This window comes from Synechococcus sp. MIT S9508 (assembly GCF_047303045.1).
Lineage (GTDB): Bacteria > Cyanobacteriota > Cyanobacteriia > PCC-6307 > Cyanobiaceae > Synechococcus_C.
The window spans coordinates 2306411-2331004 of the sequence record NZ_CP138941.1; the positions used below are offsets into that span (position 1 = coordinate 2306411).

A 24594-nucleotide genomic window follows, 5' to 3' on the forward strand; every position below is an offset into this window, starting at 1 on the left:
GCAAACCAGTATTTGCCAACTAGATTTATAGCTTTTGACAAATCGATTACTCCTTGCTTACTTGTTTAAGTATCGCCCAACATGCAAGTTCCATCATTAACTTGCTCGCTTTCCTCAACAGAAGAGGTTCTGCATCGTTTCCCATGTCTCAATGGCGTTGCGCCTGAGCCTGCACCTGAGGACAGGCTGACCACCACCCCGTAGCGGTGTGGACCGCGCCAAGAGTTGCTGCGCATACATCTGAGTCATCCAAATTGGCATTTGATCTTGTCACTTGTACTGTGATAAAACAATTGAACAATGCTTAAAAAGACATCGCTTATCTCGGTCGCATTTCTGTCAATAACATTCACCAGCGCTACTCAGGCTTTTACTGAAAACTGGTTTACAACCGACAGAATAAGCAACAAAAGATAAGTAAAAATAGAAAGCGCTTGGTTATGAAAAATCAGATTGTCACTGTAATTTATTTCCAGACTGGTTTGTCATTGATAAATCAATTTATGGCTGATTGTAAAAATATTGATATTATTTAAATGGCACAAAGCCTCTCCTCTCCCGAGCAAATCCCAATAATAGCCGAGGCCGCAATCAGAAAGACTCCTAACCATTGAGCGGGGTGGAGATAATCGTTGAAAAACCAAATATCAAAGAACGCGACAATTGGCATATTTAATAATATAATATTCTCAAAAGGCAGGGGCGGCAATGTAAATGCTGTCTTAGAGACCGTAAAGCTTGTCAGCACGCTTAAGCCTCCAATGATAATAAGAAGGATCCATAAAATGGCTATTGAAGAGGGCGTGGAAGCTGGTGTCTTTGACCACATTAATATTCCAATAAACCCAAATAATATTTTGCTTAATTGCTTGGCGAAGACTGCTTCGCTTGCGTTGATTTTCTCTCGCATCCTTCCCGTTAGAATCGATTCATTTGTGGCAAAAACTAAAGCACCAATGCCACAGACAATGCCTATGAGCGAATATTGTTGAAATCTGACTCCAAGAATTAAGCAAGCTCCTGTTACTGCGCTCAATCCAGAAGCTGCCTCTAGCGCTATTGGCTTTCTTTTTTCGATCTGGCAGGTTCTAAGTATTAGTAAGAGAGGTTGCAAGCCAAGAAGCATCGCCACGATTGATGCTGGTAAAAAATTCAAGCCAAGAAAAAAGCAAATGTTGTATGCGCCGCTAAGCATCGCTAGCGCGAAAACTAATTTCCACTCCTTCTTGCTCCACCCCTTGCATGTGTTCCAATTCTTTTTTGTCTTTTTCAGTAATAAAATTATTCCGAGTCCTGATGCAAGTATTAACCATCCAGCGGAAAAGTACTGAAGAAGGTATTTCGATAAAATCGTAAGTGAGGCAATTGCAAATGCAGAACTAATTCCCCATTTTAAACCATTTTTCATGAGATCGACGACCACTTATTTAAGACTACATGGAAAATCAATATCTGCCTGTTTTCGGCTTGCATATCCATTGATTGAGCAAGATATGAAGTGTTTTGTCAGTTGTTTCTAAGGGGTGAAATCTTTGATAAGTCGATGAGGAAAATTCTGGGAGCTTTAACTAATGATTGATTAATTCTCTGTCCTTTCTCCCAGTCAGTCCTTGTTTGGCATGCGCGGGATTCTGGTAATGACCCGGATCAAACGAGTTCAACGCGGGGCTGTTTGCACCAGCTTCAGCTTGGATCCGTCAGTGAGCCTGGGCAGCTGTATTCCTTCCAGAAAGCGCCGTAGTGCTCAATGTTGGCTTCGAGAGCTTCCTTGATTTCAGACACGGTTTCGTAGACCTTGACGCCAAACATCACTTCCCCCTTCGCGGCCATTTCTTGGAAGTCATTGAACTGGTTCTTGATAGGATCGCAACGAACTAGCTCCCTGATCTGCTAAAACATTCAACCGCAGCATAGGACGGTAATTGCACCGCAGCTAAGAGCCTCTGACAGTGTTTTTCGGTGCATGGCGATCAACAAGTGGTCGGTCTTTGTTCGGTATACCAAGCTGAGATCCCATCCACACAATTGCAATCAGGTCAATGACGAAGAACCCCCTCAAGGAACTAGTTGGTGCAGATCATGCTGCCTACTTCTGGATCAAAAAAAAGTTCGGCCTAAGTGAGTCCCAAATTGGGGCCCTTGTCTGATTTTCAGGTCTAATCATCGGGATCCTGCTTGGAGTTTGGATCGGCTGAACCAGCATTGCGATGCCGGGCATTGCCTAGCTGCGCTTGCAGTAGTCACCACTTAGCTTGGCAACGCTTCCACTCGCCTCTTTTCTGCATCGTTTCCCAGGCTTCGATGGCGCTGTGGCAAAGCATTCGCCTGAAGCACTGAGGAACCGATGAATGTGGTCGAGAATGTGAGCCGTTTTTCAGATGAGGCATGCGAAGGACATTGCTTGCGCTGTTGGTTCTGACTGGCCTCCCTGGACAGGCTGCGGGACCCATTCGCCTGCAGGTGATTCCCTATCAAGTGAGAAGCAAGGACATACGGGTCCAGCCATTCTTGGTTTCTCCACCTCCGGTGATCCTTGAAGAGGCCAAGACCGAAAAGCGCAAGCCAACTAGTGCTAGGGCTCGGACCTGGGAGGACGATGCTTGGTGGCTGGAGCAATAGTCATCACCCGGCTCACGCGTTCCCCCAAATAGGGCTTGCCTTGTGTTTCTGAGAGGGTACAAATGGTCGTAGCTGGCCATAAAAAACGCCCCTCAAGGAGCGTTTCGAGCCAGATAATCCCCATCACCAGGCCCACCACAACTAGTGGTGATGGACAGATAGTACATGCCATGTACTACCGGTGGTGTACGTCTGCACTTTCTCAAGGATCCAGAGAATTTCCTTAAAAGCGCGCTCAGCAGGTGCCTGAACACTGGATGTAGCGGCGTGTCGAGCTATGTTTCGGGACCCCATCACCAGGCCTGTCCTTGCGACGGGTTTTTTATTGGCAAAACGCCATGGGTGGAGTGGTCACTCGCTCTAGTGACTAGGCAGAGTCACCATGCAGGCGTCTACCGGCCTGAGCACTGCACCGATCGGGTCGGCTCACGATGTCGAGTCGGACGAGGACGACCCCATTGAACATGCGCAGTGGGCGAGTCATGCGTGAAGCTGCAGACCTTCCCTTGCTGGGCCTTCACAAGCCAGCCAACACCGTTCTTCGGTCCATGGCGATCAACTAGCGGAGGACCTTATTGGGCATCAGTAAAGTCTGGAGAAATCGTCTGCCCGCCAAGCCAGGATTAAGTCTCACCACATACTTGAAATCTCGTGGAGCTGGGGAGATCCTTTAGGAGAACATCGCAACGGTTCGTTCCGAAGCTTGACTATGTCTCTGTTGCACACGGCGGTCGGAATTTTCACCATTTCCAATCCCATCGGCAATTTACCGATCTATTTGTCATTCACAAATGGCAATAAGCGTCAGGACCGGGCGATCGCTCGAAGCAGCGCATTCACCATGCTGATCGCTCTGCTCCTTGCCACCTGGATCGGCAACGACCTGCTGGGCTTCTTTGGAATCGGACGACCAGCCTTTCAAGTAGCCGGTGGATTGATTGTGGTACTGATCGGCCTTTCGATGCTGCGCTCCGAGCCTTCAAAGGTTCACCACGACCCAAAGTCCGTAGAACGCGACAGGAACGCATCGGTGAAGGGAATCGTGCCTCTAGGCATTCCCCTGCTGGCTGGCCCAGGCACTCTCACGGTGGTGATCGCGGATCCAAACGCCGTCAGCATGGGGGGGAAACTGAGCATCAGCCTCGTGGTGCTCGCCATGAGCGTGATTGTCTATCTGATTTTCAATGCTGGTGAGCTGCTCTCATCCAGGATCAGTGAATCTGCTTTGCAGGTGCTTACGAAAATCATGGGCTTGATCCTCACTGCGATTGCAGTCCAGATGCTGATCTCAGGATTAAGCGCAGGCTTCCCGGTTCTTAGGGGATAGGGGTTACCGGGTGACTGGGGAATCCTCTTTGGTCAGCGCCTAGGGCACACATTCGATTAAGGGCCGCAATGGCACCCACTGCGGCCGCGTACTGACCACAGTTTTCTGCCTTGCGGGCGATGCGCTCTAAGCGTCCAACCTGCTGAAAGAGGAGATCACGCTGATTGATTTCCTGATGGTTAAACGCCTCCATCCAGTCTTTGTGCGCCTTAGCCACGACATCAGAAGCGTTTCGGCGGGAGCACCCCCATGTTTCGGCAGTAAGCGCAGTTAATTCGCTGAGACCCATTCCAGCGTCTATCTGCCGCACCGCCCATTCATGACGTTGTTTCTTCTCGCTGGAAGTAACGCGCTTACGGGTCACAACAGGCCGGCTCCGATGAATGCCTCCTCAACTTCAGCCAAGGCGGCAGGGTCCAGATCCATCTCGGCAATGGTCTGCTGAACCAGCTCCCTAGTGATCTCAAACCATTGCTTGCGTGTCGCTGACTTAGGCCAGTGGTCAACGCCATTCGAGAGCCCCTGGAAGGGGCCTCAAACATTTCCAGCGCTGAAATCACTGCCGTTACGAGTGATGGCAGATTTCAGGCGGGCGAAAGTCACTCCTAGAAAGTTAAAGGCATAGAATATGCTTAATCTAAAGCTATTAGGAGTTTGTAAGCATTTTATGCTTGTATCCCTTGCCGCAATCTTTCTTTTTGCCATTGGGATGCAATTTCATTTGCATTACCAATTCCAGCCTCTATTGCAGGGTGTTAACTTCGCTCCATTTTTGTCTTTTTCCGAGTTAGTTGTTGCAGCAAGGGAATTAGTTTTTGTGCGAGTTATATCACTAGTTATGCCTGTTATTATAATCAGCGGTCTTGAATTACATGCAACCTTTAGTCAGAGCGTAAAACACAGGAATGGAAGGCAAAAAAGGCTGAGCATCCAAAAATTATTTTCGTCTAAAGGATACAAGTACCAAGACCTTTTTTATTATTTTTACGGCCTATTGGCATTACCAGCATCATTGCTCGCATTTATAAGCATAGGCACCATTCCTATTTCTGAGGCGGCATCTGAAAATTTCACTAATCTTGCAAATACTCTTATTGACTATATCCCATCCGTTAAAGTACCGAATTTCTTGCTTTTAGCTCTTGCTGTTGCTGCCGGAGAATTTACTGGCTATTGGGGACATAGAATCAACCATAAAATTGAATTCTTTTGGAAAATTCATGAGCTGCATCATTCTGCAACTGAAATGTGTATATTCAATGTCTCGAGGCTATCGGTTTTAGATGGTTTTTCGAAAATAATCCTTCTGCCATTTCAAGTCATTTCTGCATTGCTAATGGGGGCTTTCGTGGTTAATTGTGGGATTTTTGGTTTAATTATTTTTTCTCTTCATATGAGTCTGCTCAAGCTCAACGAGTACGCAGGGCATTCATCTATGGACATCAGATACCCCTGGCCACTTACATTGGTTTACTTAGAACCAAGGGATCACTGGCTTCACCACTCAATCGATGAAAATCACTATGGGAAAAACTATGGCGTAGGGCTGTCCATTTGGGATAAATTATTTGGGACTTATATGCAGATACCTTCATCAGAATATAGTAAGTTGCGGTACGGTGTTTCCGGAACAGATTATAACAAAGCATTTCCCCTTGTGGAGCTTTTCTTGAAACCTCCTCTTTTAGCGATTAAAAGCCTTAAAAAATCCAGTCTACGTATGCTAAATATTTCTGCTTAAGAAAAATTTTTTTGAAAAGAGAGCCAGTACCCATCACAACTGTCCAACACAACAGCGAAGGAACTGGTGAATTCATGACCGTGATCCTTGGCAATAGAAACAACATCGTCTTGTGACTTAGCTGCTTTCAGCTTCTCCTGAAGGCTGGAATCACCTTTAACCTTGGCGAGGAATGCCTTGAGTTGCTCTAGGGACATGGCTAAAGGGAGTCTTTAACGGTTATAGCAACAATAACTTGAAGTGTCTTTGGCTAACAATTACTGCACTCAATCGTGCCAGGTATTGGAGGTTTATTCATTAGCTTTTAGGGGTGATTGAAGAAATAAAAAACCCTGCTAATGCAAGGGCCTTGAGTGTGTAGGTTTTGATAAATAATCTATGAGTAAGCATAGTTCAAAGTTTGGATTCATCAGTTCAGCAAATATAAGCACATGTCTGCAAGGTACACTCCTGCAAGGTCCCTCCTCCAGCCACGCCTTCCAGCTCTTCTTCTGATAATTTTCTACCTCTTGATTGAGACTGCTTCAAGTCGTCAGCAGAGATACTAAATCCCTCCTCTTTGGCAATAGAAACCACAGCATCACTATCAGCAGCTGCTTTAAGCTTCTCCTGAAGGCTGGTGTCTGCTTTGACCTTTTCTAGAAAGGCTTTGAGTTGCTCTTCTGACATAGGTAGCAGGTCTGTTCAATAATCATAGCAACGGTCTGAATCACCACCTAGGCGGGCAACTCTTCCACAGCGGTGACGCTGCATTGAATCGAGTGTGGTTCTGCACGTGCCTTTGCAATGACGGCAGACCATCAGGGTCTGTCTCTAAGTAAATGCCCCTTTTGTCCACTCCATCCCGTAAGTAGTCATCTAATTGGCCATCACGGTGCATTCGTCGCAATGTCACGCAGGCTGGTTCTACGGCTGCACCCCCACGTCTGCGACAGCTGCGTCGCTGCATCAGTTGGTGGAACACCATCAGCAATGAGCTGAAGAGCTTCTGAGCGGCGTTGCTGACGTTGCTGCTTAGTGGTGATTGCCATGGTCTAAATATTGCTATTGATTTGATTCTGACAAGCGTCAATGCAATGGTGTCAAGAGATGACTTCGTTGATTTTATCGCGAATTTAGAGAAGTTTTATCGGCTTGTTGGTGTGACTGAAGAAATAAAAAGCCCCTGTGGTCGCAGGGGCGTTGAGTGATAAGTTTCATCCAGGGTTAGCCACACAGCCTTAAGGGTTTCATACACATCACCTCACTTGTAGCACCATAAAGGGTTCAAAGGGTGCCTTCGAAGGGTTTCCCACAAGGGACACCCGTCGTGCACCCGCACATCCCGGTTGCTTGGTGTTGATGTTAAGGAATTAATCACAGGTAGTTGTTGAACCTCTTTACGTTTCGCTGCTGTAGCTGCACCACCAAAGCGAACTTTAAGGTCTGCAGAAACTCTGGTGTCAAATGCTTCGTCATAGGAGATGTTTAATCCTGCTGTAACTCCACTTGTCATTTCATAAGCCAAGCGTCCACGCACACCGGAGCCATCAACTTCTTCTTGATCGCGGTGTTGGTAGTAATAACCAACGGATGCTTTCAATACTGGAGTGATGAAATACCCAGCATCCAATCCATAGGTGTTCATTGCCCCACCTTGATAGACGCTATTAAGCCTCTTCTCCACATCACCAACAGGGATCAGTCCATAGCCGTTCAAGGTCCAGCTGTTGGAAACAGCTTCTGCATTCAGTGCGATCTGTTGAAACCCGACGGTTTTCTTGTTTTTAACGTTGACGCCGGTATCGGCATCACCTGATTTCAACGACCGGCTGTCATAACCAGCATTCAGCCCATACATCAAAGAGCGGTCTCCATTCAGCCAGCGGTAGCCAACACGCGTTGAGGTGCTGACAGTTCCGCCAGCAACATCAGTGTTGATGATGCTGCTGTCACCCTCACGGTCAGCGAAGTTGGCGTTGACCAGGGCATCAAGGAACCAAACGCTGTTGTCGCCAACAGACAGCGGAAGGAAGCCGCCAATGCCTGCTTGGTTTGGTGTTCCTGCTCCTTGCAGTGCGCCTTGGAATCCAAGGGTTGGCTTGACCACATCCTTGAGGCTGATGCTCATCACATCACCGAGATCATCTGCACTGCCGTCCTGTGCCTTCAAAGGCATCGGGGCGATGGCAACAGCAGAAGCCAGCAGTCCAATGGAGAGGCGGCGGAGCATGGATCACGCGTCAGTCCGCGCATGATGCCCCGTACTGGTTCGTCATGCATAAAAAGCCCGAGGCGTCCAAACCCCGGGCTATTACGCACCACAAGCAGGCGGTCATGCGGTTATGCGATCGGGTCCTGCATGGAAGCAAACGACTGAGCGTGGCGACCGCAATATCAACGGTTAAGAGCTGTCAGGGCTTACAAAGGGCACCCACTTAGTCCCATTTGGCGCACGCTTTGGCGCACAAAAAATGATATTTAGCTGTTTTGCACCTAAAAGCGGCTCGCGCAAGCCGCTGAAATCCCTGTCAGTGACCGGGTATTCATTCAATGGAGCCAAGGAGACTCGAACTCCTGACCCCCTGCATGCCATGCAGGTGCTCTACCAGCTGAGCTATGGCCCCAAAAACGCAGACGAGGCATGAAACCTGTCTTTGTCGAGCCGAAGCTTACAACGGCAACGGCCGCTACGAACCCTCCACAACACCTGTTCCTACATTTGTCGCCATACGGCTGCGAGTTTTCCTTGAACCTGCACCTGATCAGCAGGCAACTCAATCGGCTCGTAGGCAGGGTTCGCGGCTTCCAGCCGAACCGTGAGCCCGTCGCAATGAAAATGTTTCAGCGTGGTTCCACTTCCCGGAACCAAAGCGCTCACGATCGTTCCTTGGCGTAGACGAGCAGCATCAACGACTGGTTCCATCAGCACCACATCACCGTCAGCGATATGGGCATCCACCATGGAGTCACCATTCACCGTGAGCGCGAACAAACCACGGGTTTCAAGAACAGGAGCAAGATCCAATCGATCTTGAACGTCATCAAAGGTCTCAACCAGACCACCTGCCGCAACAGCCCCAAGCACAGGTATGCCTGAAGCAATTCCTCCAAGCAACTGAAGGGTGCGAGCCTGACCCTCCTGCCAGGTGATCCAACCTTTCTGCTGAAGATGGCGCAATCGACTCTGAACAGGGGCCGGTGAACGCAGGCCCATGGCCTGCATCATCTGACGAATCGACGGGCTGTGATGGTTGCAACCGATGTAGTCGGCAAGCCAGTCGTAGAGTTCTTGCTGAGCAGTAGTTAACGGCTCGGGGGATCCAGCAGACACCGGCAATTCATTTGTTCGTCAATACATGTGTACCGGTCATCACCCAAGATGGCAAGGGCTCAGTCAGGTGCTGGCAACGCGCAAATCCAATGAACCTTTGCCGAAGTGTCCTGCCGCCCGACGTAATCAAGCCATTGACCCTGGGCGCTACTGCGCTGCAACCTTTGCTGATTGCAGAGTGCTCGCATTCGCAATTCGCGCACCTTCCAGGCATCCTGACCCTGTCGCTGCATTAGCACCGCAGCATCGAATTCCACACCGAGTGACGTCCGCGCAGGATTACTGAGGTATTCGCCAGCTTTCAGGCTGGGTGAATCCATCGCTTCCATAAACAACCAGGTCCGCTGAGTTAATTGACCCGAACCCATTAGCGTCTGGCGGGTTTGCGACCAGAACGGCGGTTCTGGAGACGGTGACCAGTCTTCGGCGTTCGCAGCTGGACTCCCAAGCGCAAGGCCCAAGGCGAGGGTGCTCAATCGAACCAGATTGTTCACTGTTCTGTCTGCTCCTGAGGGCGCTCGGATCGTTCCTTGATCAGTTTCGCCAAGATTTCCAACTTGGCGTTTTCCGACTCAGAAGCTCTCGATGCCATCCAGGAACTTGCGACCTTCATTTGCGTGACTTGCTGCAACAAAGACAGCGCTGTTTGCCTGAGAGTTTCGATGTCGTCGCAATCACGAATGAGCCGCCCCCATCGTTCTGTTTCAAACGACTGCTCAAGGCCTTGCTGAAGAGGATCGATGCTCAAGATCCAGCCTCCCAAGTGAGCATCGGATCGGGATCACCACTACAGATGGCACGAGCACGAACGTAGAAGGCACTTTCGGTGTCGCCGGCGGCTTCTAGGGAGTCGAGAACCTTTTGCCAATTGTCTCGTTCCTGCTGGTCCATTGGTGAAATTTGGAGTGCGTTGACCCTAAAGGTCTTTCAAAAAAATCAGGGTTTGATCAGCCACCGTTTTCCACTCAGCATCTGCGGTGATCACGTGGCCACTGCCCTCCAACCAGTGCACCTCCACACGTTCAGAGCAGGCTCGCTGCTGGATTAACTCCACACCTCGGCGCGTGATCACGTTGTCGAGCGTGCTGGCCATCACCAGCAAGGGTTGATGCAGATTCCCCAACTGCCTCCTGGTGACGGCAATGAGATCCAACACGCGCACGCTGCAGCGACTGGGCCAACGCGAGTACTTCCAAACACGCTCAGCTGTTGCCGGATCGACGAAATCGTCGGCAGGACGCGGCACCGAAGGCAACAGTAGAGACAACAGCGGGGCAATCAGGGCTCGAGGATCACCACTCACGATCGGTGGGGAATAAGCAATCACAGCTTCAACACGCGGACGCCGCATTCCGGCCTGAATCGCGAGGATTGAACCCAAGGACAAGCCAGCAACGACAACGCGTTGGCCTTGATCTAGAAGTCGGTCAACGACGCCATCGACCTGCTCCAACCATTGGCGGGGCTGAACAGGCATCAGATCCTCAAGGCAGGTTCCATGGCCGACAAGCAAAGGCGCTTCCACACCAAAGCCCTGGGCATGCAACACCTCAGCCAATAGAAAGAGCTCAGCGGGGGCCCCGGTGTAGCCATGCAAGAGAACAACGGTGATTGGCCCACCAGGCATTGAGAAAGGTTCAGGAGAAGCTGCGATCAACTCAGCGGCACCGGTGCATTGCCAGGATTCTGGCGAACCCATCAGGCTCCATCAGCAGGAAGAACGACATCACTCCCAGGGCCAAAAGCAGCGATGACAGAGGCGATCAGCCTTGCCATCTCCAACGAAGGGTTATCAGCTGCAGATGTCTTTCATGGAACGACTGATCAAGGTCGCCTCAATCCTGCTGATCTTCAGCGCCATTGGCTGCGGCAAAGACGCTGTGAAAGACAAAGCCGGCAACGACCAAGCCCTCCTTCAGAAAGTGCACCAACAGCCAACATCACAGGCCGTGCAGGGGCAGGCCTCCTGGTTCGGGCCAGGGCACTACGGCAACAAGACCGCAAGCGGTGAGATTCTCAAAAAAGGAACGATGACAGCAGCCCACAGCAGCCTGCCGATGGGAACCAAAGTCAAAGTCACGCGCCTCGACAACAACAAAAGCGTGACGGTTGTCATCAATGACCGCAAACCGTTCAAGCAAGGCACAGTGATTGATCTTGCCCACAGCTCAGCCACAGCACTCGACGTTCGCGACGACGGCAAGACAGCCGTGGAGATCGAAGTGCTTTATTAAGGACTGACCTCGTGAATCATCAAATCAGCGAGCTCTGCGCGGCAAGAGAACATCGAGATTAGGCTTCAAGCAATTGACAACTTGAGATGGCAAATTCCGGATTGGACTACTTACTGCAGTTCAGCAAAATACAAAAAAATGAAAGAGTAGGGGATATCGAAGCAATTGATTTTAAAGTCATAAACAACGGCACTCAGATGGGCCACTTAATCATCCAATGCAAATGCCATAAATACAACAAAGGGTTTAATATTGCAGCAAGCGTCCTCAACTGGAAGATTGGCAAATACTTCAAAAGAGCATCAAAATCACTTGACTACACATCGGTCAAGAAACTTAGGATGGAGTGAGATCAGCACAGGAATCGCTAAAGACGAAACGAAAGTTCTGGCGACACTCACTCAACAAGAACGATTACCAAACCGCTTCACAATGAGTCCAGCCAATGTGCTGCAGCTCCTGGTACAACGAAATCGCATCCTCATAGCGCATGTTGCGACGAGACTTCAATAGTGCAGGCTGATCCCGAGACAACTTCCTGCCGTGATCGACGAGAACACGAACATCTTTATGACCACTTTGCGGCTCCCTGTGAAACCTCACAGCCCAGAACTTTTGTGGATCCTTGAGCCAACCGTCCGTCATCAGTTGATTGTTCAGCGGACTTGATGTCTAACGAGTGCTCGGTGCTGGTGCTTGAGTTTGTAACTTCAAGAACGGTTCTCAATAGCCAGCGCAAAGTTACAACAAGCCACCATATCTGGAGAAAACACAGAAATAAGCCTCAAACACACCAGAGCTAGTGCTGTGGTTTCAGCAGCCAACAGCCAACCAACCAGCAGATCAGATTCAAAACCTGCCCGATCAGGACCATTCCACGACGTCATGACGTTCCTCTCCTGGGAGCACAAGGAAAAAATGTCAGCTTCAGCCAGGAGAGCTGAAGGTTCAAGCCTTCACGAGCCCCCCCAAAGAAGTCCTGACAGAGCGCTGAAGCCCAGCACTGCAATGAATTTCATCACTGGCAGAGCAAACAAGCCAATTCAAGAAAGCTGCACCATCCGGATCAGCACTCCACACCACCTTCACAAGCAGCTATGGAATAACGACTCAAGACCATCACTTGACGCAACTCGATGCCAGAAATGACGATGGAACGAATGAGAGTTTCTCAATGGAATGGATTGTCCGTCCTATTCGTGCCGTCTTCTTCGCAGATGAGCAGGCGTTTAACTGGATTCAGAAAAAGCTAGGCCTGAGCAACTATCAGATGGCAGCCTTAGTTTGGCTCAAGGGCCTGATCATCGGTCTGCTACTGGGATGGTGGCTGCTCTGAGCAGGTGCGCATCGTGAATTGACTTGATCAACAGTCGTAGATCAACTCCGACTGCTGTTCACGCCTGATGTCATCGCTTTCTTTCATTTGCGACTCGTCGTAGTCGAGGGCTCGCAAAGAACAAGCCGGTGCTCGATAGGGCAGACGCTTTCCGTCTGCAATTTCTGTGCCAATTGACTGGGCCGAAGCCGTACAGATCACAGTCAAAGTTGTTTCGCAACACTGGCGTGATAACCACGATCAGCGGGCATGTCAGCTCCTGTTTGTGCTTTCCATCACGCGACGACATCAACTGACTTAATTCCACCCCAGGGAGCAATCGTCTTGAAATGGTTCAGCGATGGACGCTGGGAGAAGCGCATGCTCTAAGGCTCCGGGACTGATCTCCTCCGCCAGCAGCACAAGGTATTAAATGCTACGCATTAAGCGGAAGGGCGCGTTCGTCAACACTTCGTTACTTTCGTTAACATCTGCTAAACGGATAACCATCATGACCTCTTCATCCTCCAACACCCCTGATCCACAGAAGGTTTTCAGTGAAAAGCTCAACGGTCGCGCTGCAATGCTGGGCCTGATAATCGGTCTTGCCGTTGAAGCCGTCACCGGAAAAGGAATCATCCAGCAGGTCTGGGGTTTCAACGAATCCACTAAAGGAATCGATTTCTCTGGTCTTCTCAGCTTCTTCAGCTGAATATTGAGGCCTATAGCCTGATCTTAGTGATCGTTGGTTGCCAGGAGCCAAACTCAAACAAGATCGATTAGGGGCTGGACTAACCAGCCTCTTTTTTATTGATCTTTAAACGTTGTCGTCAATGTTGCTCCAACACAACACACCCGAACATTGACTTCAAAAGCGAACAATATTCAGCATTAACAACAGAACAATTCTGATTCTTTCGTCATATCCGCCAAAACACACATGAGCTGAATTTCAAGCTGGTCAACAAATCAGCCACAGAACAGTGCCTGCAACTGATCGAGGCCACTCGTTGAGCTCTGATCAAAGACCGCCCAGCAAGGCAGCCAGCAAAGCCTGTTGGGCATGCAAGCGATTTTCTGCCTGATCAAAGATCCGGCTGGCGGAGCCCTCCATTACCTCCGCACTGATCTCTTCACCGCGATGGGCAGGCAGGCAGTGCAACACGATGGCGGACGAGTCGGCTTTGGCCAAGAGCTCTTCATTCACGCAGAACCCCTGGAAGGCCTGTTGGCGTTCGAGTTGTTCCTGTTCCTGGCCCATGGAAGCCCAGACATCGGTGTAAATCGCCTGCGCACCGGCAACAGCAGCAGCAGGATCACTGCTAACACTGATCTCAGCACCGCCAACAGCAAGGGAAAGGGCTTGGTCAAGCACGCCTGGCAGTGGCTCAAATCCATCAGGGCAGGCAATGCGCACATTGACGCCCAACAGAGCGCCACACAGCATCAAGGAGTGGGCCACGTTGTTGCCATCGCCCACATAGGTCAACGTCTGACCTTGAAGCTCACCAAACGCTTCCTGCATGGTGAGAAAGTCGGCCAGGGCCTGGCAAGGGTGCTCCAGATCGGTGAGAGCGTTGATCACCGGAATCGAGGCCCAGTAGGCGTAATCGGCAAGCTCTTGCTGGGCATAGGTGCGCACCGCGAGCACATCGCAGAAGCGACTGAGCACTCTGGCGGTGTCTTCCAAGGGCTCACCGCGGCCCAGCTGGGTGACCTGAGGATTGAGGTCGACGGTCTGGCCGCCAAGCCTGGCCATCGCCACCTGGAAACTCACGCGCGTCCGTGTGGAGGCTTTGGTGAAGATCAAGCCCAGCACGCGGTTGCCGAGATCAATCCGGCGGTCACCACTCTTGAGCTGGCAAGCCAGCTCAAGCAATGCCGCTGTCTGCTCAGCTGTGGTGTCCGCCGACGAGAGGAAGTCTTTGCCGCTCAGTGCTGAAAGGACGGCAGCAACGCTGGTGGTGGCGGACGTCATGGACTGACTTCAAAGGAACGTTATCGGGGAGAAACAGTGAATCCGTCAAGCCTCAGGCAGCAATTGCCTCAGGCATGACGCTGGCATCAAGCATCTCTTTGAGCTCATCGCCTTCAATCACTTCCTTCTCGAGAATCTTCTGAGAAATGGTTTCAAGCAGAGCCATATTCTGACGCAGAATCGAGAGGGCCTGGTCATGGGCTGTGTCGACAAGAGCTCGCACTTCCTTGTCGATGGCCTGAGCCGTGGCATCACTGACGGTGCGGCGAGGGTTATTGCCGCCGCCAAGGAAACGACCACCTCCCTGCTTGTCGTAGGCCAGTGGTCCAAGGGTTTCACTCATGCCGTAAGTGCCCACCATCTGCTCGGCAATATCCGTGGCTCGCTGCAGATCGTTGGATGCTCCGGTGGTGACCTTGCCGAACACCACCTCCTCGGCTGAGCGACCACCCAGCAGTGTGGCGATCTGGCCTTGGAGTTCTTCTCTGGAGTTGAGGAAGCGTTCTTCGGTGGGGAGCTGCAATGTGTAACCGAGTGCGCTCATGCCGCGGGGCACGATCGAGATCTTGGCCACCTTGCTGCCACCAGGCATCAGGTGACCCACGATGGCGTGACCCACCTCGTGATAGGCCACCACCTTCTTTTCATCGTCCTGGAGGACACGGCTCTTCTTCTCCAGACCAGCGACGACGCGTTCGATCGCCTCACCGAGATCTTGCTGCTCCACCTGGGTGCGCATGGCACGGGCAGCCAAGAGTGCGGCCTCGTTCACAAGATTGGCGAGGTCTGCACCAGCAAAGCCACTGGTGGCCTGAGCAATGCGGTCGAGGTCGACCTCGTCGGCCAGCTTCACTTTCTTGGCATAGATCTCCAGGATCGTCTTACGGCCAGAGAGATCGGGACGATCCACCAGCACCTGGCGATCGAAGCGGCCGGGACGCAGCAGAGCTGCATCCAGCACTTCAGGTTGGTTGGTGGCTGCCAACACAATCACCGGCTTGTCCTTGGAAGCAAAGCCATCCATCTCCGTGAGCAGCTGGTTGAGGGTCTGCTCTCGCTCATCGTTACCGCCGACAACGCCCATCGAGCCGGAACGGCTCTTACCGATGGCATCCAATTCGTCGATGAAAATGATGCAAGGAGCGTTCTTCTTGGCCTGCTCAAACAGATCGCGGACGCGAGCAGCACCAGCACCAACGAACAGCTCGACAAATTCCGAACCGCTGATGATGAAGAAGGGCACACCCGCCTCTCCAGCGACTGCCTTGGAGAGCAGCGTTTTACCAGTTCCGGGAGGGCCAACTAAGAGCACACCTTTGGGAATACGCGCACCGATTTCCGTGTAGCGATCCGACGACTTGAGGAAATCAACGATCTCGGCCAATTCGTCCTTGGCCTCATCAACACCGGCCACATCAGCAAAGGTGACGCGCGACTGCTCGTCGGGCACGTAAACCTTGGCCTTGCTCTTGGTGAAATTCAGGGCTCCCTGGGCTCCACCACCTCCCATAGAGCGGCGTGCAAAGAACTGGAGCACGAGGATGAAAATTAGCGGGGGAACCACCCAGCTGAGAATCGTGGTGAAAATATTGGGCTTCTTCGGCGGTGCCGCGGCAAACTCAACGCCCTTGGTCTCAAGGCGCTGAGGCAGATCCATATCAAAGATCGGCGTAGTGGCCAGCACCGATGGCGCTCCCTCTTCAGCTTCGGAGAGCTCGTAACGAATCTGATCCTGCGTGATGTAAGCGCGCTTCACAGCGCCGTCATTCACCTGGTCAATAAACAAGGAATAAGGCACGCGCGGAACCTGCTGCATGCCCTGATTGGGAATAAAGCTGCTGATCAGCAGCAACACACCAAATCCGATCAGCACCAGGTTGAGGATTCCAAAGCGGCGATTGGGGCGGTTGTCGTCCTCGCGGATCGGCATAAATCACGTCCTGTGCTGCCATCAGGCTAAAGCCGAGATTCCAAGCCTGGTCGCAGCGCGATGGCGGAGAACCGAACGACGCATCATTGCGCTGATGCTCGCCTGTGCCTGCAAACCTGGGCATCCTCGTCGTAAGCGATTAATCACAGTGCAATCGGAACGCGGGCGCGCTCAGAGAAAAGAAGCGATCTATCAGTTGTTGCTGCTGCTCTGCCTACTGGTGATGGCGAGCTTCGCCTTCCCGCGCATCACCTGGCTAGGCAACCTGGGTTATGCCCTCATCGCGCTGCTGCTCACCCAGCTGGTGATGCTGCGCAAACACGTGCTGAGACTGCACGACCGGATGTATCAGGCGCTGGGGGTCATTGCGCTGCTCACTCAGCTTTGGTGGTTATTGACGCCTGTTCACTGGCGCCTCAGTGCCATCCCACTGGTAGTGAGCTGGAGCCTTCTGGTGGGCTGGAGCGTGGTGCGCCTAGTGAAACGACTGGCCAGCGAACAACGCGTAAACACACATGTGCTCATGGGAGCAGCCGCTGGTTACCTATTGCTCGGGCTGACCTCTGGTTTGGTGATGAGTGGTGTCGAAACGATTCAGCCCGGCAGCTTCGAGCCAGTCGCCCTGCCAGGGGCCGATGTGGTGGGCAATACCAGCGTGCTGCATTTCACTCCAGCGTTTGCGCAGATCAACTATTTCGCGTTCATCTGCCTGACGACACTGGGATTCGGCGACATCACTCCGGTTCACCCCTTAGCCCGGATGCTGGCAGTCAGCACAGGAGTGGTGGGCCAGCTGTATCTGGCGGTGGTGATGGGGATCCTGATCCGCGGTTTTAGTTCGGAGCTGCGCAAGAACTGAGTTGCCCCTTCACCAGCAGGTCTTGGCCCAGGCTGAGGCCCGGCTCAGAGTTCAAACTCAGCACTTGATCCATCGCCGTGAAGCCCAGATCTCCCAGAGGGGTTCGAGCCAACTCTCCGCCCAGCAGCTTGGGGGCAATCACGGCGGCAATCTCTTGCACACACCCTTGTCGCAACGCCGCTGAAGCAAGAGCTGGACCGCATTCCCACAGCACCCGATTGCAACCACGGCGTACAAGTTCACTCAGCAGCAATTCAGGCTCACAGCGATCGAGCCTCTGCAGCTCCACCCCCTGCGCTTGCAAAGCAGCCAATCTGCTGGCCTGGGGCTCCACCGTTTCGGAGAATGCGTGGACCACCAAGGTGGAGGCGACATCTTGCTGCCACAGCTGTGCGGCAACAGGCAGATCAAGGCTGCGGCTGAGCACAACCCGTAACGGTTCGGGCGTGCGGCGACCTCGGCTGGTGAGTAGCGGATCGTCAGCCCGAACGGTGCCACCCCCCACGATCACGGCATCGCATTGCGCTCTGAGTTGATGCACCCAGGCCCGCGCCGGCGGACCACTGATCCACTGACTGGCTCCATTCGGCAGAGCAATACGTCCATCCAGACTCATCGCCCACTTGAGCACTCCCCAGGGACGACCAGTGCGCACGCGATGCACAAAGGCCCGGTTCTGATGGGCGACTTCTGACTCCAGGATTCCGCTGATCACCTCCAAGCCTGCATCGCGCAAGCGTTGCAACCCACCACCGGCTACGCGCGGATCAGGGTCTGTGAGTGCCACCACAACCCTCTGGATGCCAGCGGCAAGGATCGCCTCGGTGCAAGGAGGTGTTCTGCCCTGATGACAGCAGGGCTCGAGCGTGACCACGATCGTGCCGCCACGGGCGGCTTCGCCGGCCTGGTTGAGGGCGCCAGGTTCGGCATGGGGCTGACCGGCGCGCGCATGGAAACCTTCACCAACCAAGCGGCCGTCTGAATCCAGCACAACCGCTCCCACCAGCGGATTGGGGCTGGTGCGTCCTTCCGCAAGAGCCGCCAGCTGTAGAGCCCGACGCATCCAGGGAATCCAGCGCTGCTCCGGTTGGGCCAAACCCGCCATCAGCTCAGCGGCTCGGTCTGGACATCACGCCACTCAGCCACCACATAGGGAGGCACGGGCATTTCATTGAACACACCCGGCAAGAAGAGGCGTAACGGGCGCTTGTTGGTGAGGTCATTCAGCAATGGATCAAGGGCAAATTCCACAGCTGCCTCGCGGCCGTCGCTGGCCAGAACAGGGTTATCCAGCGTGATGTCGTCGAGCTGCCATTCCTTCACGCCGGCTTGCACCAACAGCGAAGTGGGGTGCTCAAGACGCATCTTGCCGGGGTAGCCAACGATTCGCAGAACCACCGGATTACCCGGCTTACCTACCCGATAGGCCACAGCCTGCCAACTCTGATAATCGAGATCTCGCAAGCTTTCCAGGCTGCGCAGCATCGGAGCACCGTTTTCATCCTGATGCTCATGCACCTGGGCGCTGGCCGCTGCAGGGGTGAGCAGCAGCAGCATCACGGCAACCAGCAAAGTGCAGAACAAACGGCGCAGCGCGAGCATGAACAGAGCTTGGGTTGTATGTCCATGATTAGTCATGAACCACTCAAGGCGGCGTGCTTGCTGGATCCGCGGCTTGAAGCCTGCGGCACAGGCCTGCGTGAAGTCGACGACATGACCCCACCTGGTGACCAGGATGCCGAGCTGAGATTCGGCCCAGGCCAGCTGCGTTACTACGTGATGCGCATCCCCCTGCGCCCGCAACCGATCACAGCCATGACTCGCCATCTACAGGCGACCCAATGCTTGAGCTCTGCCGAGGGGCGGCCCTTCTGGATGCTGTTGGCAGCACCCCAAACCAAAGTTCCAGTACTCGATGCTTCAGCAGCGTGGCTGTTGAAGCTGAACCATGGAGAAGGCATCAAGTTGCATCTGGGCACCTGGCACGCAGGGCCTCTATTTGAAGCAGCGTCGGCATCGTTTTTCAAGCTTGAGCTGGCAGACACCAACCAGAGCGGCCATGAAACGTTGCCGCTCAGCAGATCACTGCACATTGATCTAATGTTAATCCACAAATTTTTGCACGATTGCTCCAACCAGCCGCCGAATTCCTCTGCTGAGCAAAAGTCTCCAATCTGGTTTTGAGCTGCAACATCTAGTCAATAGCTAATACCGAATCCAAAACGGCTATTCAATCACTCGCCCAAGGAGAAACTGTTGTGCTTTCAGCCGCTCAGCTTGAGTCAGAAGCGGAAAGTCACTCCTCCACTGGCGCGCCAATCCGGTGATTTATTGAACCAAATCTTGGCTCCTCCTTTGACATACAGCATCCAGGAGGATGATTCACTGCTGAAAATGGAATAATGAACTCCTCCCTCAAACAACATTCCTTTCTCCATCTCCTGATTCGATGGAATTTTTGTGATAACTGGGGTCTTTGCATTGGCACGCTTGTATGAAACATCGCCATTACCGGTATCCCAATCTGCCAGCCAAGCAATGCGCACCGAAGGGGTAAATAGGTTGCCATTGTTGTAGGAAATTGGCAAGGCAAATTTAGAGCCAAGAGCTGTCCGCAGAAAATTATCTGAGTACGGATCAAGCTTCAGTTCGCACTTTTGGCATCACCACGTGGCGATACCTAATCGAACAATAAGATATTGAGAAACGAAGCACTAGATCAGTCCTTTCACCAATATCACTTCCACCATCTAGGTTCTTTCTGAACCGGGAATCAATTCCCAATTAGTTTGGGTCGCCCAGAGCCCCCAGATCGCCATCGCCCTGAGGTAATGGCAAGCGCGGAAGGTGTTCACAGCAGTGATCGCTTCGGGCGTGCGGAACTGCAACCCACCCGAATACACCTGGTTCACCACCGCTGAGCAAATTGCTTCCGCTGTATGCGCTTCGCCCATCAGCTGGAAATAGCTGGCGATGCCGAAGTTGATGCCAGTCCACACCTCCAGCGGATGGGTGCCATTGGGGTCCAGTGGTGTGCCATCACGGCGCAGACCATTAGCCATACCCAACGTTCCGCCTTCGAATTTTTCAAAGCAGGCGTCTTTCACCGCTTTGAGGGTGCTGCGGCTTTTTGCTTCGCTCACCACAGGCTCCAGCCCGAGCAAGCGGGCATAGAAATCACCGCAGAGCTGATCCGCCATCACAACCGGCGTGCCACTCTCGGCATCGATGTCGTAAAACTCGCCGTTCCAAAGCAGCTTGTCGAAATTGCTGCGTGATTGCTCCAACCAGCAGCCGAACTCGTGCTGCTCGGAGAAGGTCTCCAATCCGGTTTTGAGCTGCAGCGTCTGGGCGATCGCCAACGCCGCCTCCAAGGCAGCGATCCAGAGTGCACCGCAATAGGCACTCACACCTTTCAAAGGCCAATCGTCGAAGGTCTGATCCGGCGCTCCGCCGTTATCCGGCAGACCATCATTATTCACATCAAAGGTTTTCAGGTGGCGCAGCGCTTCAACGGCAGCTGGCCAGCACTCCGCCAGAAAACTCAGATCTTCGCCGCTGGGGGCCAGCTTGTAGGTGCGCCACACCTGCAACACGAAATCGCTGCCGAGATCCTTCCAGAGGTTGCAGTCTTGGTAGGCGGTGTAGTTGGTGGCATCCCAGGGCTGCTCATTGGGAGCGCCGAGATCATGCGGGGTTGCGCCCTTCACCTTGCGATCAGCTTCCACCCGGCCCTTGCCCTGGGTGAAATACCAACCAATCGGTCGCTGAGTTGCATCGGCCGCAGGGATGGCACGCGCGAAGCTGCGCAACACCGATTTGTCCAGCTCCGGCCACAGCTGCAGCAAGGCAAAGGAGCCATAGAGGCGTACATCGAGGCTTTCATACCAGGCGTAGTCGAGGCACTCGAGTACGCCGAAACGACCGTAGGGATCCTCCGGTGATGCCGCACTCCAGAGGCTTCCACCACTGCAGAGATCGTAGAGCTCATTGAACAGCGCCATCCTCAACGGTTCCGGCAACTCACCGCGCTGTAGCACCGGCTGCTGCCAGGCGAGTATCTGATCCCTCCACTGCTTCCAGTCGCGCAGCGCTTCGGCAGCAATCGCCGCGGCCTGGTTGCCACCAGTGCCAAAGAAATCGGTGTACCGGCGCAGAGCTTGACTGCCGGTCGCAAAGGCCGTGACCGGTAGATCCCAGCTGATCACCATGGGGATCTCGATGTTCTCCCCGGGAGCTAACTGACACCGTACCGCCAGGGCCGCACTGAGTGGATCATGGCTGCCACTGTGCCGATCATTATTGCTGTTGGGGATCGAGCCATCATCGCTGAAGCTTCTCCACAGCTCACTGCCATCACCTGCAGGGTTCCAGCGGCTGCAGCGTTGAATGCTCACGCCAGGTTGCTCGACTGTTGCAATGCACCACTGCCCATCGCCTTCAGCAATCGGAGCAGAGACATTGCCCTCAAGCAGCAGCCCCCGCAGCGTGCCGTCATCGACATAGCGGTTGCGCTGCCCCTCTGTACGACCGATCGCCGGGGCGTAGTTGTGCTCAGGGCTGCCGTCATCGCGGAAATGCACTTCAGCCGAGGCATCGGTGTTGGTGAACCAACCGCAGCTGTTGCGCCAGCTCAGCATCAGCGAAAGATCGAGCGGCTGCTTGGTGGGGTTGCGCAAGGTCCAAACGAACACCGCCACGGGGTAGCTGGTGCGCTGGTAATCGCCAGGAAGAATCGGGCTGAAGGCTTCACAATGCACATCGGCGTCATAAACGCCGTCGTACTGCGTCCAACTGAGCGGATAGCGGGCGGCGTAGGTTCCCGTGCTGCGCTCCTGCGTGCTTGCGGGGTACCAGTCCCAGGCCTGAAGTGGATCAGCCGCCTCAGGTCTGGAGGCATCAGCCTGCGGCTTCACCGCAAGGGCATGTGCGCGCCGGCTGCTGCCGTTGTCTTCAAACAAAGCGAACTGACAGTCGGGAAGCACGCCGAACCAGTGCTCACCGCCATCGAGATGCCAGAGGTTGATATTGCCATCGGGAGCCCGGCCGATGCAGCCAGCCCCGAAGCCACCCAGCGGCATGCCGTGATTGGGACCGTCGTCGAGATTGCTGGCATAACGGACCGTGTAGGGCTGATCCCAGTTCAGCCCAAAGGGCCTGCTCCAGCTGGCCTGCGGAGCACACCAGGCTTCAGAACGGGGACTACGGCGCAGCAGTGAACGCAGAGCAGTCAGTCCAAACCGAGCCATGCAGAGGCAGAGAGTCGACCCAGCCTGCCAGACCTGAACGGTCTGTGCTCATCACCAGAGGGAACATGCCGGAATAGCGACAGCAGTGATCACGCTGAACCGGTCTGTTTCAACATCCCTGAACAGAGATCTAAATCTCCCTGGAGGGCAGAACCTGCTCGGCGTCCAACAGGGCATCCAACGTCACTGCCGTGCGCACCAGTGATTGATAGTGCTGCAGCACACGCCGGTTACGGTCCAACCAGCGTGCTGCTTCCGCTGGGCCCTCACCCGCGCCAGAGCTGGTGAAGCCGGAGGGTCCGTCGGCATCCATCAGCTCAAGGTCCTCCTGGCGAGCGATCAGAGCAAGCAGCAGCTCATGCAGTCGCTGACGGCGCTCTGCCTGTGCATCATTCCCAGTCACGTCCACACCGGTTGCGTTCATAGTCCTCCCTTAAATCCCTGTAATTGCTGGTCTGACGTGACAGCAATTCACTCGCTTGCTCGGCCTGGGCTTTGTTGTCACCCGTCTGTTGCGAGGAAGCAATCAAGATCCGATTGCGGGCCATTGAGGCACCGAGTGTATTCATCAGCCTCTTGATCAGGCTGCAGTCCTCCAGGGCATGAACAGAACCGGCAGACGAGAGCAAAAGCACCAACGCAACAACGACGGGGCGGAGCACAACAGAAGGACGATTCAATAGCGCCAAGGTACCTCTGAACAGCCGAGCTGATCCCGATCAGGCAGATCTCCGCCGCTTTTCAACCGCTTGCAAACTGCGATTACTCACAGCCACATAAACGCGTGCGGACATCACCCACATGCGTTCAATCCACTGATTTCAACCGAGAACAATCCGGAGCCAACTCAGACGAAACAGCGTGAGGTTTGAGAGAGAGACCTAACCCAAACTCCTGCGACGCCAATCACTTTGCCGGTTGAAATTGAGGAGAAGTCCACGAGCCATCAAAGTAAGCCTTGGTGGGTGAATAGATGCGAATTGCGGCATTCCAGCCCGGATAAATATCGAGATAATTATCCTGATCTTTATCGCCACCGAGATGGATCACATAGTCTCCTTGCTCATTTTTCTTAGCAAAAGCACTATTAATATTGTAACTTTCACCTATTGCAAAACCATCCTTATCGTAAACAGTCACTGACCAAAAAGCTCTTGGATCAATCGGAACATCTGTCAGGGTCAATGTCTGTGGATCAGTTGAGTCAACAACCTTGGGGAATGGATAAACAGCGCCTTCCTTGGGGAGGCCGCCCCAGCCAATGGCAACTCCGAAGTTGCGCATCTCAGAGCTGATTTGGCCTTTCTTGCCAAAAGCCATTTCCGAGGTGATCCCCTCAGGCTGCCGTCGCGCGTTGTAGTCAGCACGCAACGCCAGAATTTGTTTCATGTCGTACTTGTGCCGCACAACAAAAGAGCCCTTCTCGCTCTGCTCAAGCTTGATCTGATCCTGAACAGCAGCTGCTTGCTTGAGATCCTCAGGATCCTGCATGTTCACCTGAGTCCTCACGAAAGCAAACACATAACGACTGCCCATGGAGTCTTTGGTGAGGGTATAGCTCCCAGGCTTGTCACTCACGAGTGGGATCCAGTGCTCATCGTCAACGACCTCGAGAATCTGATAGCGATCGGTGTCGGGTAACACCACAGTGGCCGGACTGTTGAGATCCAGCACCGCAAAGGAATACAGCGTGTCGAAATTCGGGCGCAAGATGGACCGCTCTTTAGGGTCCATGGCAGTCTTTTGGTGAAGGAAAACACCCACGCCATCACTACAGGTGCCTTTGGCAATCTTGCGCACGTAGTCAGCAAGGATCACTTCAGTTTCCGCCAAGGAATAGTTGGTCTTGGTAACTGGTGTGACCGCCGTGGCGGTATGTTCAATCGCCTCTTGCGGGCAGCTCTGGCCACTCGATGCCAGCCTGAAAGTGTCGGCTCTGCCGTTGAGACCCGTCAAGGCAGCGCATCCCATCGCTGAAGCAAAAAGAAGAGAGGCACCCTGGCGCAATGACTTATTCACAGACCGTCGA

Annotated in this window: 31 protein-coding genes and 1 tRNA gene; 9 read left to right on the plus strand and 23 right to left on the minus strand. The window is 53.3% G+C overall.

Annotated features, from left to right (window positions below):
* Nucleotides 1-532: 532 nt before the first annotated feature.
* Nucleotides 533-1423 (minus strand): EamA family transporter, encoded by an 891-nt coding sequence (locus SIB42_RS12825; protein ID WP_067099054.1) that lies wholly within the window; start codon nt 1421-1423, stop codon nt 533-535.
* Nucleotides 1424-1683: 260 nt separating this feature from the next.
* On the minus strand, nt 1684-1830 hold the full coding sequence (locus SIB42_RS12830) for a hypothetical protein (RefSeq protein ID WP_156485329.1): 147 nt from the start codon (nt 1828-1830) through the stop codon (nt 1684-1686).
* A 555-nt stretch (nt 1831-2385) separates the two neighbouring features.
* Here SIB42_RS12830 and SIB42_RS12835 point away from each other — a divergent pair.
* Both SIB42_RS12835 and SIB42_RS12840 read left to right on the plus strand, forming a co-directional pair.
* The gene (locus SIB42_RS12835; RefSeq protein WP_197459956.1) at nt 2386-2619 is read left to right on the plus strand and encodes a hypothetical protein; all 234 of its coding nucleotides are present in this window, start codon (nt 2386-2388) and stop codon (nt 2617-2619) included.
* 709 nt (nt 2620-3328) lie between these two features.
* A complete protein-coding gene (locus tag SIB42_RS12840; RefSeq protein WP_067094432.1) occupies nt 3329-3946 on the plus strand; it encodes a MarC family protein in 618 nt (205 codons plus the stop codon).
* Here SIB42_RS12840 and SIB42_RS12845 read toward each other — a convergent pair.
* Entirely contained in the window at nt 3936-4163 is a 228-nt protein-coding gene (locus tag SIB42_RS12845; RefSeq protein WP_231856391.1) for a hypothetical protein, read from the minus strand. The two genes, SIB42_RS12840 and SIB42_RS12845, sit on opposite strands and share 11 nt — an antisense overlap.
* 450 nt (nt 4164-4613) lie before the next feature.
* On the opposite strand from SIB42_RS12845, the gene SIB42_RS12850 reads away from it, so the two are divergent.
* Entirely contained in the window at nt 4614-5687 is a 1074-nt protein-coding gene (locus SIB42_RS12850; RefSeq protein ID WP_197459876.1) for a sterol desaturase family protein, read from the plus strand.
* Here the strand turns inward: SIB42_RS12850 and SIB42_RS12855 are convergent.
* From SIB42_RS12855 to SIB42_RS12900, 10 genes are all read right to left on the minus strand, one after another.
* Nucleotides 5684-5884, minus strand: a complete 201-nt coding sequence (locus SIB42_RS12855; RefSeq protein WP_082825024.1) for a Nif11-like leader peptide family natural product precursor — start codon at nt 5882-5884, stop codon at nt 5684-5686. The genes SIB42_RS12850 and SIB42_RS12855 overlap by 4 nt on opposite strands.
* Nucleotides 5885-6101: 217 nt before the next feature.
* A complete protein-coding gene (locus SIB42_RS12860) occupies nt 6102-6356 on the minus strand; it encodes a Nif11-like leader peptide family natural product precursor (protein ID WP_067094422.1) in 255 nt (84 codons plus the stop codon).
* A 200-nt stretch (nt 6357-6556) separates the two neighbouring features.
* The gene (locus SIB42_RS12865; protein WP_197459881.1) at nt 6557-6718 is read right to left on the minus strand and encodes a hypothetical protein; all 162 of its coding nucleotides are present in this window, start codon (nt 6716-6718) and stop codon (nt 6557-6559) included.
* Between the two features lie 212 nt (nt 6719-6930).
* Entirely contained in the window at nt 6931-7899 is a 969-nt protein-coding gene (locus SIB42_RS12870; RefSeq protein ID WP_067094417.1) for a carbamoyl-phosphate synthase, read from the minus strand.
* Between the two features lie 321 nt (nt 7900-8220).
* Nucleotides 8221-8293 (minus strand) — tRNA-Ala (locus SIB42_RS12875).
* A gap of 89 nt (nt 8294-8382) precedes the next feature.
* Nucleotides 8383-9006 (minus strand): transcriptional repressor LexA, encoded by a 624-nt coding sequence (gene lexA / locus SIB42_RS12880; RefSeq protein WP_067094414.1) that lies wholly within the window; start codon nt 9004-9006, stop codon nt 8383-8385.
* A 53-nt stretch (nt 9007-9059) separates the two neighbouring features.
* Complete coding sequence (locus SIB42_RS12885) at nt 9060-9476, minus strand: hypothetical protein (protein WP_231856390.1); 417 nt, start codon at nt 9474-9476, stop codon at nt 9060-9062.
* Nucleotides 9477-9490: 14 nt separating this feature from the next.
* The gene (locus SIB42_RS12890) at nt 9491-9748 is read right to left on the minus strand and encodes a hypothetical protein (protein WP_067094408.1); all 258 of its coding nucleotides are present in this window, start codon (nt 9746-9748) and stop codon (nt 9491-9493) included.
* The gene (locus SIB42_RS12895) at nt 9745-9891 is read right to left on the minus strand and encodes a hypothetical protein (protein ID WP_186990843.1); all 147 of its coding nucleotides are present in this window, start codon (nt 9889-9891) and stop codon (nt 9745-9747) included. Before SIB42_RS12895 ends, SIB42_RS12890 begins: the two co-directional genes overlap by 4 nt.
* A 25-nt stretch (nt 9892-9916) precedes the next feature.
* On the minus strand, nt 9917-10699 hold the full coding sequence (locus tag SIB42_RS12900; protein WP_082825023.1) for an alpha/beta hydrolase: 783 nt from the start codon (nt 10697-10699) through the stop codon (nt 9917-9919).
* 103 nt (nt 10700-10802) lie between these two features.
* Here SIB42_RS12900 and SIB42_RS12905 point away from each other — a divergent pair, with 103 nt between their 5' ends.
* Together SIB42_RS12905 and SIB42_RS12910 are read left to right on the plus strand one after the other, a co-directional pair.
* Entirely contained in the window at nt 10803-11234 is a 432-nt protein-coding gene (locus SIB42_RS12905; RefSeq protein WP_082825022.1) for a septal ring lytic transglycosylase RlpA family protein, read from the plus strand.
* 86 nt (nt 11235-11320) lie between these two features.
* Nucleotides 11321-11584, plus strand: a complete 264-nt coding sequence (locus SIB42_RS12910) for a hypothetical protein (RefSeq protein ID WP_067094405.1) — start codon at nt 11321-11323, stop codon at nt 11582-11584.
* 64 nt (nt 11585-11648) lie between these two features.
* Here SIB42_RS12910 and SIB42_RS12915 read toward each other — a convergent pair whose 3' ends face one another.
* Nucleotides 11649-11879, minus strand: coding sequence for a DUF1651 domain-containing protein (locus SIB42_RS12915; RefSeq protein ID WP_067094402.1), 231 nt, complete (start codon nt 11877-11879; stop codon nt 11649-11651).
* A 478-nt stretch (nt 11880-12357) separates the two neighbouring features.
* Here SIB42_RS12915 and SIB42_RS12920 point away from each other — a divergent pair, with 478 nt between their 5' ends.
* Together SIB42_RS12920 and SIB42_RS12925 are read left to right on the plus strand one after the other, a co-directional pair.
* Nucleotides 12358-12570, plus strand: coding sequence for a hypothetical protein (locus SIB42_RS12920; protein ID WP_067094399.1), 213 nt, complete (start codon nt 12358-12360; stop codon nt 12568-12570).
* 490 nt (nt 12571-13060) lie between these two features.
* The gene (locus tag SIB42_RS12925; protein WP_067094393.1) at nt 13061-13261 is read left to right on the plus strand and encodes a hypothetical protein; all 201 of its coding nucleotides are present in this window, start codon (nt 13061-13063) and stop codon (nt 13259-13261) included.
* A 309-nt stretch (nt 13262-13570) separates the two neighbouring features.
* On the opposite strand, the gene argF is transcribed toward SIB42_RS12925, so the two are convergent.
* Both argF and ftsH read right to left on the minus strand, forming a co-directional pair.
* Complete coding sequence (gene argF / locus SIB42_RS12930) at nt 13571-14527, minus strand: ornithine carbamoyltransferase (RefSeq protein WP_067094390.1); 957 nt, start codon at nt 14525-14527, stop codon at nt 13571-13573.
* 52 nt (nt 14528-14579) lie between these two features.
* Complete coding sequence (gene ftsH / locus SIB42_RS12935; protein WP_067094387.1) at nt 14580-16457, minus strand: ATP-dependent zinc metalloprotease FtsH; 1878 nt, start codon at nt 16455-16457, stop codon at nt 14580-14582.
* A gap of 94 nt (nt 16458-16551) precedes the next feature.
* On the opposite strand from ftsH, the gene SIB42_RS12940 reads away from it, so the two are divergent.
* Nucleotides 16552-17316 carry a potassium channel family protein gene (locus SIB42_RS12940; RefSeq protein ID WP_197459874.1) on the plus strand — a complete coding sequence of 255 codons (765 nt, stop codon included), beginning with the start codon at nt 16552-16554 and terminating at the stop codon, nt 17314-17316.
* Here SIB42_RS12940 and ribD read toward each other — a convergent pair.
* Nucleotides 17291-18421, minus strand: coding sequence for a bifunctional diaminohydroxyphosphoribosylaminopyrimidine deaminase/5-amino-6-(5-phosphoribosylamino)uracil reductase RibD (gene ribD / locus SIB42_RS12945; RefSeq protein ID WP_067094384.1), 1131 nt, complete (start codon nt 18419-18421; stop codon nt 17291-17293). The genes SIB42_RS12940 and ribD overlap by 26 nt on opposite strands.
* A complete protein-coding gene (locus tag SIB42_RS12950) occupies nt 18421-18918 on the minus strand; it encodes a DUF3122 domain-containing protein (RefSeq protein WP_170951756.1) in 498 nt (165 codons plus the stop codon). Before SIB42_RS12950 ends, ribD begins: the two co-directional genes overlap by 1 nt.
* Before the next feature lie 24 nt (nt 18919-18942).
* Between SIB42_RS12950 and SIB42_RS12955 the strand changes: the two genes are divergently transcribed.
* Nucleotides 18943-19500, plus strand: a complete 558-nt coding sequence (locus tag SIB42_RS12955) for a hypothetical protein (RefSeq protein ID WP_413328110.1) — start codon at nt 18943-18945, stop codon at nt 19498-19500.
* Between the two features lie 98 nt (nt 19501-19598).
* Here the strand turns inward: SIB42_RS12955 and SIB42_RS12960 are convergent, their stop codons facing one another.
* The 5 genes from SIB42_RS12960 to SIB42_RS12980 form a co-directional block, all read right to left on the minus strand.
* Nucleotides 19599-19904 (minus strand): hypothetical protein, encoded by a 306-nt coding sequence (locus SIB42_RS12960; protein WP_156485170.1) that lies wholly within the window; start codon nt 19902-19904, stop codon nt 19599-19601.
* A gap of 162 nt (nt 19905-20066) precedes the next feature.
* A complete protein-coding gene (locus SIB42_RS12965; RefSeq protein WP_067094378.1) occupies nt 20067-22565 on the minus strand; it encodes a GH116 family glycosyl hydrolase in 2499 nt (832 codons plus the stop codon).
* 130 nt (nt 22566-22695) lie between these two features.
* On the minus strand, nt 22696-22968 hold the full coding sequence (locus SIB42_RS12970) for a hypothetical protein (RefSeq protein ID WP_413328113.1): 273 nt from the start codon (nt 22966-22968) through the stop codon (nt 22696-22698).
* Nucleotides 22955-23227: a hypothetical protein gene (locus SIB42_RS12975; RefSeq protein ID WP_231856388.1), complete on the minus strand. Its 273-nt coding sequence runs from the start codon at nt 23225-23227 to the stop codon at nt 22955-22957. Before SIB42_RS12975 ends, SIB42_RS12970 begins: the two co-directional genes overlap by 14 nt.
* A 244-nt stretch (nt 23228-23471) precedes the next feature.
* Complete coding sequence (locus tag SIB42_RS12980) at nt 23472-24536, minus strand: DUF1254 domain-containing protein (protein ID WP_067094536.1); 1065 nt, start codon at nt 24534-24536, stop codon at nt 23472-23474.
* Between the last annotated feature and the right edge of the window lie 58 nt (nt 24537-24594).

What these genes read in the sequence shown, in the direction of transcription:
- SIB42_RS12830 (WP_156485329.1), bottom strand. Translation starts at nt 1,830, where the DNA reads ATGGCCGCGAAGGGGGAAGTGATGTTTGGCGTCAAGGTCTACGAAACC.
- SIB42_RS12835 (WP_197459956.1), top strand. Translation starts at nt 2,386, where the DNA reads ATGCGAAGGACATTGCTTGCGCTGTTGGTTCTGACTGGCCTCCCTGGA.
- SIB42_RS12840 (WP_067094432.1), top strand. Translation starts at nt 3,329, where the DNA reads ATGTCTCTGTTGCACACGGCGGTCGGAATTTTCACCATTTCCAATCCC.
- SIB42_RS12850 (WP_197459876.1), top strand. Translation starts at nt 4,614, where the DNA reads ATGCTTGTATCCCTTGCCGCAATCTTTCTTTTTGCCATTGGGATGCAA.
- SIB42_RS12855 (WP_082825024.1), bottom strand. Translation starts at nt 5,884, where the DNA reads ATGTCCCTAGAGCAACTCAAGGCATTCCTCGCCAAGGTTAAAGGTGAT.
- SIB42_RS12860 (WP_067094422.1), bottom strand. Translation starts at nt 6,356, where the DNA reads ATGTCAGAAGAGCAACTCAAAGCCTTTCTAGAAAAGGTCAAAGCAGAC.
- SIB42_RS12865 (WP_197459881.1), bottom strand. Translation starts at nt 6,718, where the DNA reads ATGGCAATCACCACTAAGCAGCAACGTCAGCAACGCCGCTCAGAAGCT.
- SIB42_RS12870 (WP_067094417.1), bottom strand. Translation starts at nt 7,899, where the DNA reads ATGCTCCGCCGCCTCTCCATTGGACTGCTGGCTTCTGCTGTTGCCATC.
- SIB42_RS12895 (WP_186990843.1), bottom strand. Translation starts at nt 9,891, where the DNA reads ATGGACCAGCAGGAACGAGACAATTGGCAAAAGGTTCTCGACTCCCTA.
- SIB42_RS12900 (WP_082825023.1), bottom strand. Translation starts at nt 10,699, where the DNA reads ATGGGTTCGCCAGAATCCTGGCAATGCACCGGTGCCGCTGAGTTGATC.
- SIB42_RS12905 (WP_082825022.1), top strand. Translation starts at nt 10,803, where the DNA reads ATGTCTTTCATGGAACGACTGATCAAGGTCGCCTCAATCCTGCTGATC.
- SIB42_RS12910 (WP_067094405.1), top strand. Translation starts at nt 11,321, where the DNA reads ATGGCAAATTCCGGATTGGACTACTTACTGCAGTTCAGCAAAATACAA.
- SIB42_RS12915 (WP_067094402.1), bottom strand. Translation starts at nt 11,879, where the DNA reads ATGACGGACGGTTGGCTCAAGGATCCACAAAAGTTCTGGGCTGTGAGG.
- SIB42_RS12925 (WP_067094393.1), top strand. Translation starts at nt 13,061, where the DNA reads ATGACCTCTTCATCCTCCAACACCCCTGATCCACAGAAGGTTTTCAGT.
- argF (WP_067094390.1), bottom strand. Translation starts at nt 14,527, where the DNA reads ATGACGTCCGCCACCACCAGCGTTGCTGCCGTCCTTTCAGCACTGAGC.
- ftsH (WP_067094387.1), bottom strand. Translation starts at nt 16,457, where the DNA reads ATGCCGATCCGCGAGGACGACAACCGCCCCAATCGCCGCTTTGGAATC.
- SIB42_RS12940 (WP_197459874.1), top strand. Translation starts at nt 16,552, where the DNA reads ATGCTCGCCTGTGCCTGCAAACCTGGGCATCCTCGTCGTAAGCGATTA.
- ribD (WP_067094384.1), bottom strand. Translation starts at nt 18,421, where the DNA reads ATGGCGGGTTTGGCCCAACCGGAGCAGCGCTGGATTCCCTGGATGCGT.
- SIB42_RS12950 (WP_170951756.1), bottom strand. Translation starts at nt 18,918, where the DNA reads ATGCTCGCGCTGCGCCGTTTGTTCTGCACTTTGCTGGTTGCCGTGATG.
- SIB42_RS12955 (WP_413328110.1), top strand. Translation starts at nt 18,943, where the DNA reads ATGATTAGTCATGAACCACTCAAGGCGGCGTGCTTGCTGGATCCGCGG.
- SIB42_RS12965 (WP_067094378.1), bottom strand. Translation starts at nt 22,565, where the DNA reads ATGGCTCGGTTTGGACTGACTGCTCTGCGTTCACTGCTGCGCCGTAGT.
- SIB42_RS12980 (WP_067094536.1), bottom strand. Translation starts at nt 24,536, where the DNA reads ATGGGATGCGCTGCCTTGACGGGTCTCAACGGCAGAGCCGACACTTTC.